General features: G+C 58.0%; 11 protein-coding genes. 7 read left to right on the top strand and 4 right to left on the bottom strand.

Annotated elements, in window-relative coordinates; translation table 11 throughout:
• Positions 1-10 precede the first annotated feature (10 nt).
• From FEM41_RS03955 to pdxR, 3 genes are all read right to left on the bottom strand, one after another.
• The gene (locus FEM41_RS03955; RefSeq protein ID WP_206665545.1) at positions 11-754 is read right to left on the bottom strand and encodes an SDR family oxidoreductase; all 744 of its coding nucleotides are present in this window, start codon (positions 752-754) and stop codon (positions 11-13) included.
• A gap of 125 nt (positions 755-879) precedes the next feature.
• A complete protein-coding gene (locus FEM41_RS03950; protein ID WP_138094651.1) occupies positions 880-1,776 on the bottom strand; it encodes a LysR family transcriptional regulator in 897 nt (298 codons plus the stop codon).
• 19 nt (positions 1,777-1,795) lie between these two features.
• Entirely contained in the window at positions 1,796-3,265 is a 1,470-nt protein-coding gene (gene pdxR / locus FEM41_RS03945; RefSeq protein ID WP_138099101.1) for a MocR-like pyridoxine biosynthesis transcription factor PdxR, read from the bottom strand.
• Between the two features lie 120 nt (positions 3,266-3,385).
• On the opposite strand from pdxR, the gene FEM41_RS03940 reads away from it, so the two are divergent.
• The 4 genes from FEM41_RS03940 to FEM41_RS03925 all read left to right on the top strand — a co-directional run bounded on the left by FEM41_RS03940 (position 3,386) and on the right by FEM41_RS03925 (position 8,771).
• Entirely contained in the window at positions 3,386-4,654 is a 1,269-nt protein-coding gene (locus FEM41_RS03940) for a 4-aminobutyrate--2-oxoglutarate transaminase (protein ID WP_138094649.1), read from the top strand.
• Between the two features lie 13 nt (positions 4,655-4,667).
• Positions 4,668-6,125, top strand: a complete 1,458-nt coding sequence (locus FEM41_RS03935; protein WP_138094647.1) for an NAD-dependent succinate-semialdehyde dehydrogenase — start codon at positions 4,668-4,670, stop codon at positions 6,123-6,125.
• 58 nt (positions 6,126-6,183) lie between these two features.
• Positions 6,184-7,428 carry an aromatic amino acid transport family protein gene (locus FEM41_RS03930; RefSeq protein WP_138094645.1) on the top strand — a complete coding sequence of 415 codons (1,245 nt, stop codon included), beginning with the start codon at positions 6,184-6,186 and terminating at the stop codon, positions 7,426-7,428.
• A gap of 233 nt (positions 7,429-7,661) precedes the next feature.
• Positions 7,662-8,771, top strand: a complete 1,110-nt coding sequence (locus tag FEM41_RS03925; RefSeq protein ID WP_138094643.1) for a branched-chain amino acid ABC transporter substrate-binding protein — start codon at positions 7,662-7,664, stop codon at positions 8,769-8,771.
• Positions 8,772-8,808: 37 nt separating this feature from the next.
• Here the strand turns inward: FEM41_RS03925 and panM are convergent, their stop codons facing one another.
• The gene (gene panM, locus FEM41_RS03920) at positions 8,809-9,189 is read right to left on the bottom strand and encodes an aspartate 1-decarboxylase autocleavage activator PanM (protein ID WP_138094641.1); all 381 of its coding nucleotides are present in this window, start codon (positions 9,187-9,189) and stop codon (positions 8,809-8,811) included.
• 561 nt (positions 9,190-9,750) lie between these two features.
• Here panM and livH point away from each other — a divergent pair.
• Genes livH through livG form a run of 3 tightly spaced genes read left to right on the top strand, consistent with a single transcriptional unit; the run spans position 9,751 to position 12,709 of the window.
• Positions 9,751-10,677, top strand: a complete 927-nt coding sequence (livH, locus tag FEM41_RS03915) for a high-affinity branched-chain amino acid ABC transporter permease LivH (RefSeq protein WP_138094639.1) — start codon at positions 9,751-9,753, stop codon at positions 10,675-10,677.
• On the top strand, positions 10,674-11,945 hold the full coding sequence (locus FEM41_RS03910; protein ID WP_138094637.1) for a high-affinity branched-chain amino acid ABC transporter permease LivM: 1,272 nt from the start codon (positions 10,674-10,676) through the stop codon (positions 11,943-11,945). The genes livH and FEM41_RS03910 overlap by 4 nt, the downstream gene beginning before the upstream one ends.
• A complete protein-coding gene (gene livG / locus FEM41_RS03905; protein ID WP_138094635.1) occupies positions 11,942-12,709 on the top strand; it encodes a high-affinity branched-chain amino acid ABC transporter ATP-binding protein LivG in 768 nt (255 codons plus the stop codon). The genes FEM41_RS03910 and livG overlap by 4 nt, the downstream gene beginning before the upstream one ends.
• Position 12,710: the final 1 nt, after the last annotated feature.

Below are 12,710 nucleotides of genomic sequence, written 5' to 3'. Positions count from 1 at the left end.
GCAGGAGAAATCAGTACGGGCTTGCCGTTGGCCGCACGATGATTTCGCTGACATCGACATCGGGCGGTTGCGCAATGGCAAAGGCGATGGCGCGGGCGATAGCTTCTGCCGGCATCGCACCGGCACGGAACGACTTCATGGCCTCACGGGCGGAGGCATCGGTGATGGTATCCGCCAGTTCGGATTCGGTCACTCCCGGACTGATAACGCTAACGCGAATATTGCCGCCGACCTCCTGACGCAAACCTTCGGAAATAGCCATAACGGCAAACTTGGTGGCGGAATAGACCGCAGCCGTCGGTACTACGCTATGGCCGCCGATCGACGACAGGTTGATGACCTGCCCTGAGCCCTGGCTTTGCATGAGGGGAAGTGCCGCTGCGATACCGTGGAGCACGCCGCGGATGTTAACGTCGATCATCCTGTTCCACTCGTCGAGCTTGAGTGCCTCCAGCTTCGATAGTGGCATCACACCGGCATTGTTGATTATCACGTCGATACAGCCATAGCTTTCCCGCGCCGCGGCGACAAAGGCCTGCATCGATTCGATGTCGGTAACGTCCAGTTCGCGAAAGTCGGCTTCGCCGCCCGCTTCGCGAATCTCGCTTACCAGTTGTTCCAGGCGGTCGCCGCGCCGCGCGCCCAGCATTAATCTGGCCCCTGAACCGGCAAGATGGCGTGCCGTAGCTGCGCCAATACCGCTACTGGCTCCCGTTATCAGGACGACTTTGTTGGATATATCGTTCATGGTCATTCCTTCTGTTGATGGCGATCGGGCATGCGCCCTGTTCACGAAGAGCAGTCTATGGATTAAGTCAGCAAGAATAATCGGCGGGAAACTTCATAGATTATGAAGTCAGATGTATATAATCAGGCGTTTTACCTGACATGTTGCTTCAGGAAGTCGATGAATGCCCGCATGGCGGCCAGGTGGTGCCTCTGGCGCGGATAGCAGAAATAAAAGCCGTCGAACGGCGCGCACCAGGGTTCGAGCATGGTGACCAGACGCCCCTCGCGGATTAGCGGCGTCGCCCAGGCTTCAACGCTAAAGGCGATGCCAACGCCGTTGACGGCAGCGTCGAGCATCGCCCGGAGATCGTTGACGATCAAAGGGCCGTTAACCGCCACCCGGAACCAGCCACTATCGCGCTGAAACTCCCACTGATAAGGGTGTATCTGCCCTGGCCAGCGCCAGTTGATGCAGCGGTGTTGATGCAGTTCAGAAGGAGTGCGGGGTTTGCCGTACCTCGCCACATAGTCGGGCGAAGCCACTACGCAATGGCGCAACATCGGTCCCAGCGGGATTGCCACCATGTCCTGTTCGAGCAGTTCGCCAAGGCGAATAGCGCCATCGAATCCGGATTCGATCATATCCACCGGGTGGTCATCCAGCGTCAGATCCAGTTCAATTTCGGGACAGGTTTCGGCGAACGCCGCCAGTAACGGTTCGAGATAGAGTTGATAGCCAACGCGGAAGGTGTGAAGCCGCAGCTTACCGCGTGGCTGCTCTCCCAGTTCTGTGGTATCGGTAATGGCGGATTCAATCTCGGCGAAGGCGGGTTTGAGTCGTTTCAACAGCCTTTCACCCGCTTGCGTCATTCCGACCCGTCGGGTGGTGCGATGAAACAGGCGCACGCCAAGCCGCGCTTCCAGCCCTTTGATGGTCTGGCTCAGTGCCGAGGGGGAAACCTGTAGCCTTTCCGCCGCACGGACGAAACTCCCCTGCTCGGTGATACAGACAAATGCCTGCAGTTCAGCGAATTCATTTCCGCGCATGGTGGCTCCTGGCTGATTTTTATGCCTCGCGAATACAGGTCAACAGGGTCTGAAACGCCGCTGCCATCTGCTCTTCCGGCTGGCTGGCAAACCCCATAATCAGGCCGCTGCGCCGTCTGTCGGTCAGATAATAGCGCGACAGTGGACGTACCAGAATATTGCGCTGGTTGGCCAGTTGAGCGATGGCGACATCATCGCTGCCCGACGGCAGATTAAGGATCATATGCAGTCCGGCGTTATCGCTGAAATCGCTCACGGCATCGGGGCCGAGCTCATGTTCAATCAGAGCGCGGACGAACGCCCGGCGTCTGCCGTAGAGCAACCGCATCCGGCGAATATGGGCGGTGTAGTGCCCGGCCTGAATAAATTCCGCCAGCGCTGCCTGGATTATCGAATGACCGCTGCGATACAGTTCGGCGTGGGCCGTTTTCATACGCTCTGCCAGCGGGCGTGGCAGCACCACATAACCGATGCGCAGCCCCGGGTAGAGCGTCTTGCTAAAGGTGCCCATATAGATAACCGGTGCATCGGCCACCAGCCCCTGCAATGCCGGAATCGGCTGCCCGGAAAAGCGGAATTCGCTGTCGTAGTCATCTTCCACAATCCAGGCGCCGGTATGGCGCGCCAGCGCCAGCAGATGACGGCGCCGCTCCAGGCTCATCACGGCGCCCAGCGGATACTGATGGGAGGGGGTGACGAAGATCAGACGCGGTGGTTTATTCACCTGTTCCGGCGCGATCATGCCGTGATGATCCACCGGTATTGGATGCATATTGATTTCGTTTATCTTCAGCACGTTGCGAATCCCCCAGTAGGAGGGCTCCTCGATCCAGGCGTGATCCCCGGCGTCGCACAGCATACGGGCCACCAGATCGATGGCCTGATGTGTCCCTTCGGTAATCAGAATCTGATCGGCATGACAGCGCACCGAGCGGGCGACCCGCAGGTAATCCACCAGCGCGTTTCTGAGTTCGGGAGTGCCGCCCTGGCCACTATAGGTTAATCGTTCCGGTGGCGGGCGGCGGCCGAGTCGCGCCTGAATTTTACTGAACAGGCGGTGGGGAAAGGCGCTAACGTCCGGCACGCCGGGAATAAAGGCTCCCCACTGACGTGGGCTGGCGCTGGCCCGGTTGAGCAACTGCTCCCCGCGTCGGGAAAGGCCCGATGGCGTGGCGCCTTCTCCCCCGTCGTCCTGCTCGCTCTGGCAGGATAAAAAGCTATCCGGTGCGGTATCCGCGACAAAAGTACCACTTCCCCGCCTGGCGACAATATAACCTTCCGCCAGAAGTTGTTCATAAACGGTTAAAACAGTGTTTCTTGATAGCCCAAGCTGCTGCGCCAGATCCCGCGAACCGGGCATCCGGCTGCCGGGCAGCAGGCTACCGTCAAGAATTGTGCGGCGAATCGCGTTATAAAGCCGTCGCTGTAGCCGCTTATCCGGCTCCTCATTGAGCCTGACCCACAGAAGATCGCCGACCAGAGTTTGCACAATTGGATCCATTAAATATTCCAGACTGGCACTCGATTGTAGGGCCAATCCCCGGGTAAATAAAGGTGACTGTTTCAAATTTGTTGCATAAAAGTAACTTATGACCGGGAGGAGATCGGGATGAACAATTCAGAACTGAACCAGCGCCGTCTTAGCGCCACGCCGCGTGGCGTGGGGGTAATGTGTGATTTTTATGCGCAGAAGGCGGAAAACGCCACGCTGTGGGATGTGGAAGGCAATGAGGTGATCGACTTCGCGGCGGGGATTGCGGTGCTGAATACCGGGCATCGCCACCCGCGAATCACGGCGGCTGTAGAACAGCAGCTCCAGGCCTTTACCCATACCGCTTACCAGATTGTTCCTTATGAAAGCTATGTGTCGCTGGCGGAGCGCATCAACGCCTGCGCGCCTGTTGAAGGTCCCTGTAAGACCGCGTTCTTCACTACCGGAGCGGAAGCGGTGGAAAACGCGGTGAAAATCGCCCGCGCCGCTACCGGTCGCCCGGGGCTAATCACCTTCGGCGGCGGTTTCCACGGTCGTACCTTTATGACCATGGCGCTGACCGGCAAAGTGGCTCCTTACAAAATCGGTTTTGGCCCTTTCCCGGGCTCGGTGTTCCACGCTCAGTACCCTAATGCCGCCCACGGCGTTTCGGTTGACGATGCCATGGCCAGCCTGCATCGCCTGTTTAAAACCGATATCGCGGCGGATCAGGTGGCCGCCATCATCCTGGAGCCGGTTCAGGGTGAAGGGGGCTTTAACGTGGCGCCGCCGGCGTTCACCAAAGCCCTGCGAGCGCTGTGCGACCAGCACGGCATCCTGCTGGTGGCGGATGAAGTCCAGACTGGCTTTGCCCGTACCGGTCGTCTGTTTGCGATGGAGCACCACGACGTTAAACCGGATCTGATCACCATGGCGAAAAGCCTGGCAGGCGGCATGCCGCTTTCCGCTGTGGCTGGGCGCGCAGAGATTATGGACGCCCCGGCACCAGGCGGTCTGGGTGGCACTTACGCCGGTAACCCGCTGGCGGTAGCCGCGGCCCATGCGGTACTGGATGTGATTGCCGAAGAGAAGCTGTGCCAGCGCGCTGATGAACTGGGCAGTCATCTGGTGGAAACGCTCACCCAGGCGCGTCAGCACTGTCCGGCCATTGCAGATATCCGGGCTCTGGGGTCGATGGTCGCCGTGGAGCTTAACGATCCTAAAAGCGGCGAGCCTTCTCCTGCCCTGGTCCAGCAGGTGCTGAAACAGGCCAGGGAAGAAGGGCTGCTGCTGCTGAGCTGTGGGATTTACGGCAACGTGATCCGCTTCCTCTATCCGCTGACTATTCCGGATGCGCAGTTCAGCCGCGCTCTCGACATTCTGTCCCGCATTCTGTCCCGGATCTAAGGAGGCCCCAGCGATGCTCAAACTGAATCAACCCGATTTATTACGTCAGCAGTGCCTGGTCAATGGCGAATGGTGTGATGCCATGAGCGGCGCCCGGGAGCCGGTGATGAATCCGGCGACCGGCGAAACCCTTGCCAGCGTGCCGCAGTTTAGCGAGGCGGAAACCTTACAGGCAATAGAAAGCGCTAATCAGGCCTGGCAGGCGTGGAAACAGCTCACCGCCAAAGCTCGTGGGGCACTGCTCAACGCCTGGGCAGAGAAGATGATGGCGGCCCAGGAGGATCTGGCCCGGCTTATCACTGCCGAACAGGGCAAGCCACTGGCTGAAGCCCGTGGCGAAGTGGCCTATGCGGCGTCGTTTATTAGCTGGTTCGCGGCTGAAGCGCTGCGGGTGGACGGCTCGGTATTGCAGTCGCCGCAGGCTAATCAGCGTCTGGTGGTGGTGAAGCAGCCGGTTGGGGTTTGCGCGGCCATCACGCCGTGGAACTTCCCGGCTGCCATGATCACCCGCAAGGCGGCACCAGCGCTGGCCGCGGGCTGCGTCATGATAGTCAAACCCGCCGAACAGACGCCGCTGACTGCCCTGGCGTTAGGCCAACTGGCGGTGGAAGCGGGGATTCCGGCAGGGGTGCTGCAGGTGATCACCGGCGACGCGGCGCAGGTGGGTAAAACCCTGTGTGACAGCCCGGTGGTACGCAAGCTGAGCTTTACCGGCTCCACGGAAGTGGGGCGGTTGCTGATGGCCCAGTGCGCGCCGACCATCAAAAAACTGTCGCTGGAGCTGGGCGGAAACGCGCCGGTCATCGTCTTTGACGATGCGGATCTGGATGCCGCCGTAGCAGGGATTATGGCGTCGAAGTTTCGTAACAGCGGCCAGACCTGCGTCTGCGCCAACCGCATCTACGTTCAGGATGGCATTCACGATGCGCTGGTCGAAAAACTGGCTGCCGCCGTTGCCGACTTGCAGGTTGGCGATGGTTCCCGGGCTGAAACCAGCCAGGGGCCGCTTATCGATACCCAGGCGGTGGAAAAGGTACAGATCCATATCCGTGATGCCCTGGATAAGGGCGCCACGCTGGTCGCTGGCGGTCAGCCGCACGCGCTGGGTGGCACCTTCTTCCAGCCGACGCTGGTCACTGGCGTCACTCAGGAAATGCGCTTCGCCCGTGAAGAGACCTTCGGACCGGTGGCGCCTGTCTTCCGCTTTCGCGATGAAACCGAAGTGGTATCAATGGCTAACGATACCGAATTTGGTCTGGCCGCTTACCTGTTTACCGCTAATGCCGCTCGTCAGTGGCGGGTGGGGGAAGCTTTGGAATACGGCATGGTCGGCGTGAATACCGGGCTTATCTCTAACGAAGTGGCGCCGTTTGGCGGCGTAAAACAGTCCGGGCTGGGTCGTGAAGGCTCCCGCTACGGCATCGAAGAGTATCTGGAACTTAAGTATCTGTGCATCGATGTAAGCCGTTAATCATCATGAAATCCACCTGTTCCGGCGGCGCAGGCTGCCGGTACCCGAAGGAAGACTTATGTCCGAGAACACCACGTTGTCCGGGGCTTATACCGCCCGAGAGCGGGTAACCGTCCCCGCCAAATCGCTCAGTTTTCTGGAAGGCGTGGCGATGATCGTCGGTACCAATATCGGTGCTGGCGTACTGTCTATCGCCTATGCCTCCAGCAAAGCGGGATTCTTTCCGCTGCTGTTCTGGCTGGCGCTGGTGGGAGGATTAACCACCATCACCATGCTGTATGTGGCGGAAGCCACGCTGCGTACCCGTAAACATCTGCAGCTCAGCGGCCTGTCAGAGCGCTATGTCGGCAAACCCGGCGCCTGGCTGATGTTCCTGTCGGTCTGCGTTAATAGCGTAGGGGCGTTAACCGCCTATATGACCGGCAGCGGAAAGCTTCTGCAATCATTGTTGGGGATCTCCCCGGCGCTGGGCAGTCTTTTATTCTTTATTCCCGCCGCCGGAGTGCTGTGGCTGGGCCTGAAGGCTATTGGCCGCGGCGAGAAATTTATCAGTGTCGGAATGGTGGTGATGATCTCCGTGCTGGTGGTAGCCACCCTGTTGAAAGAAACCACCCAGATGCGCTATCTGCTGGATGGCGACTGGCGCTACATGGTGCCGGTGTTTAACGTGGTGGCTTTCTGTTTCGCGGCGCAGTATATCGTGCCGGAAATGGCGCGCGGCTTCGCCGATAAACCGGAACAGCTACCGCGGGCCATCATGACCGGTATGGGCATTACCTTTACGCTACTGGCGCTGGTGCCGCTTTCGGTTATCGTACTGAATGGTCTGGATGAGATTACCGATGTCGCCACCATCTCCTGGGGGCGGGCGCTTGGGGAATGGGCCTTCTTTTCGGCCAATATTTTCGCCCTGTGCGCCATGCTGACCTCCTACTGGGGGCTGGGTGGCAGCTTTCTGACCAATATCTTCGATAAATTCCGGTTAGGCGAAGATACCCAAATGGGGCGACGTTTTCTGGTGCTGCTGATTGTGGCGATCCCGCCGTTTATTCTGGCCTACAGCGGCATGGTTTCGTTTGTGAACGCACTCTACTTTGCCGGGGCGTTTAGCGGAGTGATCCTCTCGATCATGCCGATTCTGATCCTGAAAGGTGCCCGCCAGAATGGGGATATCACCCCGACCTGGCAGTGCCGCTCCCCGATCACGCATCCGGCGATTCAGGCCCTTATTGTGCTGCTCTATCTTGCCAGTGCCGTTTACGCCGTGGCTTCCGCGCTGGGTTATCTGCCTGCGGGCTGGTAATTCCCGCGTGGGCCCTTTTTCCCGCCCGGACTTCATCCCTGGCGGGATTTTTTTTGCCCCGGTCACTCTCTCAGGCTTCATCCAGTAAAATTATTATTCCCGACCGCAAGAAATAGAGTATGTTCTAGCGGAGTCCGTTAATTATTTCCAAATCAAAGCGGAACGGTAAAAAATAATCTTCTGGTTATAAATGCAAACACAATTTAAAACACAACAATAAGGGGAACATCAGGATGAATATCAAGGGTAAGGCGTTACTTACGGGATGTATTGCGTTAGCGTTTAGCCATTCGCTGCTGGCGAAGGATATTAAAGTGGCGGTCGTCGGCGCAATGTCTGGCCCGGTGGCGCAGTATGGCGACCAGCAGTTTACCGGCGCGGAGCAGGCGATTGCCGATATTAACGCGAAAGGGGGCATTAAAGGGGATAAGCTGGTGGCGGTGAAATATGACGACGCCTGTGACCCGAAGCAGGCCGTGGCGGTGGCGAACAAAGTGGTGAATGACGGCGTGCGCTATGTGATTGGTCACCTCTGCTCTTCTTCTACCCAGCCCGCTTCCGATATCTATGAAGATGAAGGGATCCTGATGATTACCCCGGCGGCTACCGCGCCGGAACTGACCGCTCGCGGTTATCAGTTGATTCTGCGCACCACTGGTCTGGACTCCGATCAGGGTCCCACCGCAGCGCGTTATATTCTGGAAAAGGTTAAACCCCAGCGCATTGCGGTGATTCACGATAAGCAGCAGTACGGCGAGGGGCTGGCGCGCGCGGTGCGCGACGGGCTGAAGAAAGGCGGCACTGATGTGGTCTTCTTCGACGGTATTACCGCAGGCGATAAGGACTTCTCCACCCTGGTCGCGCGTCTGAAAAAAGAGAATATCGACTTTGTTTACTACGGTGGCTACCACCCTGAAATGGGGCAGATGCTGCGCCAGGCCCGGGCCGCAGGTCTGAAAACGCAGTTTATGGGGCCGGAAGGGGTCGCCAACGTATCGCTGTCTAACATTGCAGGAGAAGCGGCGGAAGGGATGCTGGTGACCAAGCCCAAGAACTATGACCAGATGCCGGAAAACAAACCGGTTGTGGATGCGATTCGCGCGAAGAAACGCGACCCGAGTGGCGCCTTCGTCTGGACTACCTATGCAGCGGTACAGTCGCTGGCTCAGGCGCTGGAGCGTACCGGCAGTGAAGAGCCGGAGGATCTGTCAAAAGACCTGAAGGCCAAAGGCGCGAAAACCGTGATGGGGCCGCTGACCTGGGACGAGAAGGGCGATCTCAAAGGTTTTGAGTTCGGGGTCTTTACCTGGCATGCCGATGGCACGGCCAGCGACGCGAAGTAACAGACGATCGACTGGCGCCGTGTATGGCGCCGGTCATTCACCGGCGCCAGCCGTCGGCTTCAGCCTGGAATCCCATGGCCAGCATAAACGCCGTCATCACCGCATTATCCTCCACACCCTGGGCTGACATCCGCCAGTCGCTGACCTGCGGGTTATCGCGCATGGCTTCTTCCAGCAGATATTTACCCACCCCACGGCGTCGGGTCAGTTCCCGCACTCGCAGGGAATCCAGTTCGCCATGTGTTCCGTTGCAGGTAACCCGCAGCGCGCCAAGCAGGCGTTCATTGAATCGGGCCGCGTAAAGACGGTGGCTTTCATCCAGCGTCAGGTCGGCAGGCGCGTATTCTGGCCAGATTTTTTCCAGATCGATTTTATCCTGGGGGGAGAGTGCCGTGAGGCGAACAATGGTCAGCTTCATAAGGATTCATAACATCAGGAATGAGGAGGGGAAAGTGTACCCCAATCCCCTGGTGGCGCAAGTGGCCTTCCTGCGTCGTTTTTTAGCGTCTCATCGCCACCGAAATTGCCAGTGAATTTGTTTATATTATTAACCTGGCATGGTTTATAAAAATGAAACTGGAAAAATAAAAGGAATAAATATCCGGAATGGTCCGGATAAATTGGTTTAATAACCTAAAACGCTCCTGAATGTAGTACCACGTTTATTGTTTATCTACGCCATAAACCAGAATAATATCCCTGAAATATTGGGGGGCCACTCCCGATTACGCTTAATATTGAAGGTGGCGCTTCGCCTTCAGTCACAGGCGACTCTGAAAAAAGAAAAAGATAAACACAATAACCACTTCAACACACACGGGAATTATCGATGATGATATCAGGAAGCCAGTCTGGCATATCCGCCTGGGAGTCAGCGCGTTTAGCGGCAGGGATGCCTGCTTTTGCCGACGGCGGGCGACATCAGGCCAGCCGTAACCCCCATTCCTACCGCGTTACACATACTCTCAAAGGTTAAGCTATGTCTGAGCAGTTTCTCTATTTTTTGCAGCAGATGTTTAATGGCGTAACCCTTGGCAGCACCTATGCGCTGATCGCCATCGGTTACACCATGGTTTACGGCATTATCGGTATGATTAACTTCGCTCACGGCGAAGTCTATATGATCGGTAGCTATGTCTCTTTTATGATTATCGCGGCGCTACTGATGATGGGCATAGACGCTGGCTGGCTGCTGATTGGCGCCGCTTTTGTCGGTGCGATTGTCATTGCCAGCGTGTATGGCTGGAGCATTGAACGGGTTGCCTATCGGCCTGTGCGCAGCTCCAAGCGTCTGATCGCGCTGATCTCGGCGATCGGAATGTCTATTTTCCTGCAAAACACCGTCAGCCTGACCGAAGGATCCCGGGATGTGGCCCTGCCCAGCCTGTTTACCGGGCGCTGGGCCGTGGCTCACGGTGAAAACTTCTCTGCCACTGTCACCACCATGCAACTGGTGATTTGGGGCGTGACCCTGATATCGATGCTGGCGCTGACTCTGTTTATTCGCTACTCAAAGATGGGCCGGGCCTGTCGCGCCTGCGCTGAAGATTTGAAGATGGCGAGCCTGCTGGGCATCAATACCGACCGGGTAATCTCCCTGACCTTTGTGATCGGCGCGATCATGGCGGCAGTGGCCGGGGTATTGCTGGGACAGTTCTACGGCGTGATCAATCCCTACATTGGCTTTATGGCGGGGATGAAAGCCTTTACCGCCGCAGTGCTGGGCGGTATTGGCAGTATTCCTGGCGCTATGATAGGCGGCCTGCTGCTTGGCGTGGCCGAGGCGCTAACCTCTGCCTACCTGAGCACGGAATATAAAGATGTGGTCTCCTTCGCACTGCTGATTGGCGTGCTGCTGGTGATGCCGACCGGCATTCTTGGCCGTCCGGAGGTGGAAAAGGTATGAAGCCGACGCATATTCTGGGCGCGCTGATTTCCACCGCTCTGTTCTTTATTTTGTCCGCCATCTTTATGGGCGTGCAGTTGGGGCTGGACGGCACCCGGCTGGTGGTAGGCAGTGCCGCCGACGTTCGCTGGCACTGGATTGCGATTGGCTGCGGCGCGGTGTTTGTGGTGCAACTGCTGCGTCCTGTGATTCAGCAGCGTCTGAAAGGGGTGAGCGGGCCGAAGTGGGTGCTGCCCGCCATTGACGGCTCCACGCCGCGTCAGAAGCTGTTCCTGCTGGCGCTGCTGCTGGCCGCCGTCGCCTGGCCGTTCATGGTGACTCGCGGTTCGGTGGATATCGCCACCCTGACCATGATCTACATTATCCTCGGCCTGGGGCTGAACGTGGTGGTGGGGCTGTCCGGCCTGTTGGTGCTGGGTTATGGCGGTTTTTATGCGATCGGCGCCTACACCTTTGCCCTACTGAATCACTATTACGGTCTGGGATTCTGGACCTGCCTGCCGCTGGCCGGGCTGGTGGCCGCCGCTGCGGGGTTCCTGCTGGGGTTCCCGGTATTACGGTTGCGAGGGGATTATCTGGCGATTGTGACGCTGGGATTCGGTGAGATCGTGCGTATTCTGCTACTGAATAACACTGAGTTTACCGGGGGGCCCAACGGGATCAGCCAGATCCCCAAGCCGACGCTGTTTGGCCTGGAGTTCGGCCGTACCGCTCGCGATGGCGGCTGGGATACCTTCAGCCACTTCTTCGATATTAAGTACGATCCCGGCGATCGCATGATCTTCCTCTACCTGGTGGCGTTGCTGCTGGTGGTGGTCACGCTGTTTGTGATTAACCGCCTGCTGCGCATGCCGCTGGGCCGGGCGTGGGAAGCGCTGCGCGAGGATGAGATCGCCTGCCGTTCGTTGGGGTTGAACCCGACGCGCATTAAGCTGACGGCCTTTACCATCAGCGCCGCTTTCGCGGGGTTCGCCGGAACTCTGTTCGCTGCGCGCCAGGGTTTTGTCAGCCCGGAATCCTTCACCTTTGCCGAGTCGGCCTTTGTGCTGGCGATTGTCGTACTGGGCGGTATGGGTTCCCAGTTTGCGGTGATTCTGGCCGCGATTCTGCTGGTGGTGTCGCGCGAACTGATGCGCGATCTCAATGAGTACAGCATGCTGGTACTGGGGGGGCTGATGGTGTTGATGATGATCTGGCGTCCTCAGGGGCTGCTGCCAATGACCCGCCCAAAACTGAAGCTAAAAAATAGCAAAGGAGAGCGCGCATGAGTCAGCCATTACTTGCCGTTAGCGGCCTGATGATGCGCTTCGGCGGCCTGCTGGCGGTCAACAATGTGGAGCTGTCGCTAAACGCAGGCGAGATCGTTTCGCTAATCGGCCCCAACGGCGCCGGTAAAACCACGGTCTTTAACTGCCTGACCGGCTTTTATAAGCCCACCGGCGGCACCATTATGCTGGGCGATCGTCATCTGGAAGGGTTACCGGGCCAGGCTATTGCCCGCCTTGGGGTGGTACGAACGTTCCAGCATGTGCGGCTGTTTCGCGAAATGACGGTAATTGAAAACCTGCTGGTGGCACAGCATCTGCAACTGAAAACCGGTCTGTTTTCCGGTCTGCTCAAGACCCCGGCCTTCCGCCGGACTCAGAGTGAAGCGCTGGATCGCGCTGCCGTATGGCTGGAGCGCGTTGGTTTGCTGGAGCACGCCAACCGTCAGGCCAGTAACCTGGCCTACGGTCAGCAGCGGCGGCTGGAGATCGCCCGCTGTATGGTGACTCAGCCGCAGATCCTGATGCTCGACGAACCGGCTGCGGGGCTGAATCCTCGCGAAACCAAAGAGCTCGATGAACTGATTGTGGAGCTGCGCGATCGCCATAACACCACGGTGCTGCTGATTGAGCATGATATGAAGCTGGTGATGGGGATTTCAGACCGTATCTATGTCGTGAACCAGGGAACGCCGCTGGCCAACGGTACGCCGGAACAGATCCGTAATCATCCTGATGTTATTCGCGCTTATCTGGGAGAAGCCTGAG

The organism is Jejubacter calystegiae, from assembly GCF_005671395.1.
Classification (GTDB): domain Bacteria; phylum Pseudomonadota; class Gammaproteobacteria; order Enterobacterales; family Enterobacteriaceae; genus Jejubacter; species Jejubacter calystegiae.
The sequence above is the reverse complement of the archived record's forward strand: the minus strand, read 5'-3'. Positions and strand labels throughout refer to the sequence as shown.

Bases quoted from the DNA above. Each gene is read 5' to 3' on its own strand.
- livH (WP_138094639.1), top strand. From the start codon at position 9,751: ATGTCTGAGCAGTTTCTCTATTTTTTGCAGCAGATGTTTAATGGCGTA.
- FEM41_RS03955 (WP_206665545.1), bottom strand. From the start codon at position 754: ATGACCATGAACGATATATCCAACAAAGTCGTCCTGATAACGGGAGCC.
- FEM41_RS03930 (WP_138094645.1), top strand. From the start codon at position 6,184: ATGTCCGAGAACACCACGTTGTCCGGGGCTTATACCGCCCGAGAGCGG.
- FEM41_RS03935 (WP_138094647.1), top strand. From the start codon at position 4,668: ATGCTCAAACTGAATCAACCCGATTTATTACGTCAGCAGTGCCTGGTC.
- FEM41_RS03950 (WP_138094651.1), bottom strand. From the start codon at position 1,776: ATGCGCGGAAATGAATTCGCTGAACTGCAGGCATTTGTCTGTATCACC.
- FEM41_RS03940 (WP_138094649.1), top strand. From the start codon at position 3,386: ATGAACAATTCAGAACTGAACCAGCGCCGTCTTAGCGCCACGCCGCGT.
- livG (WP_138094635.1), top strand. From the start codon at position 11,942: ATGAGTCAGCCATTACTTGCCGTTAGCGGCCTGATGATGCGCTTCGGC.
- FEM41_RS03925 (WP_138094643.1), top strand. From the start codon at position 7,662: ATGAATATCAAGGGTAAGGCGTTACTTACGGGATGTATTGCGTTAGCG.
- panM (WP_138094641.1), bottom strand. From the start codon at position 9,189: ATGAAGCTGACCATTGTTCGCCTCACGGCACTCTCCCCCCAGGATAAA.
- FEM41_RS03910 (WP_138094637.1), top strand. From the start codon at position 10,674: ATGAAGCCGACGCATATTCTGGGCGCGCTGATTTCCACCGCTCTGTTC.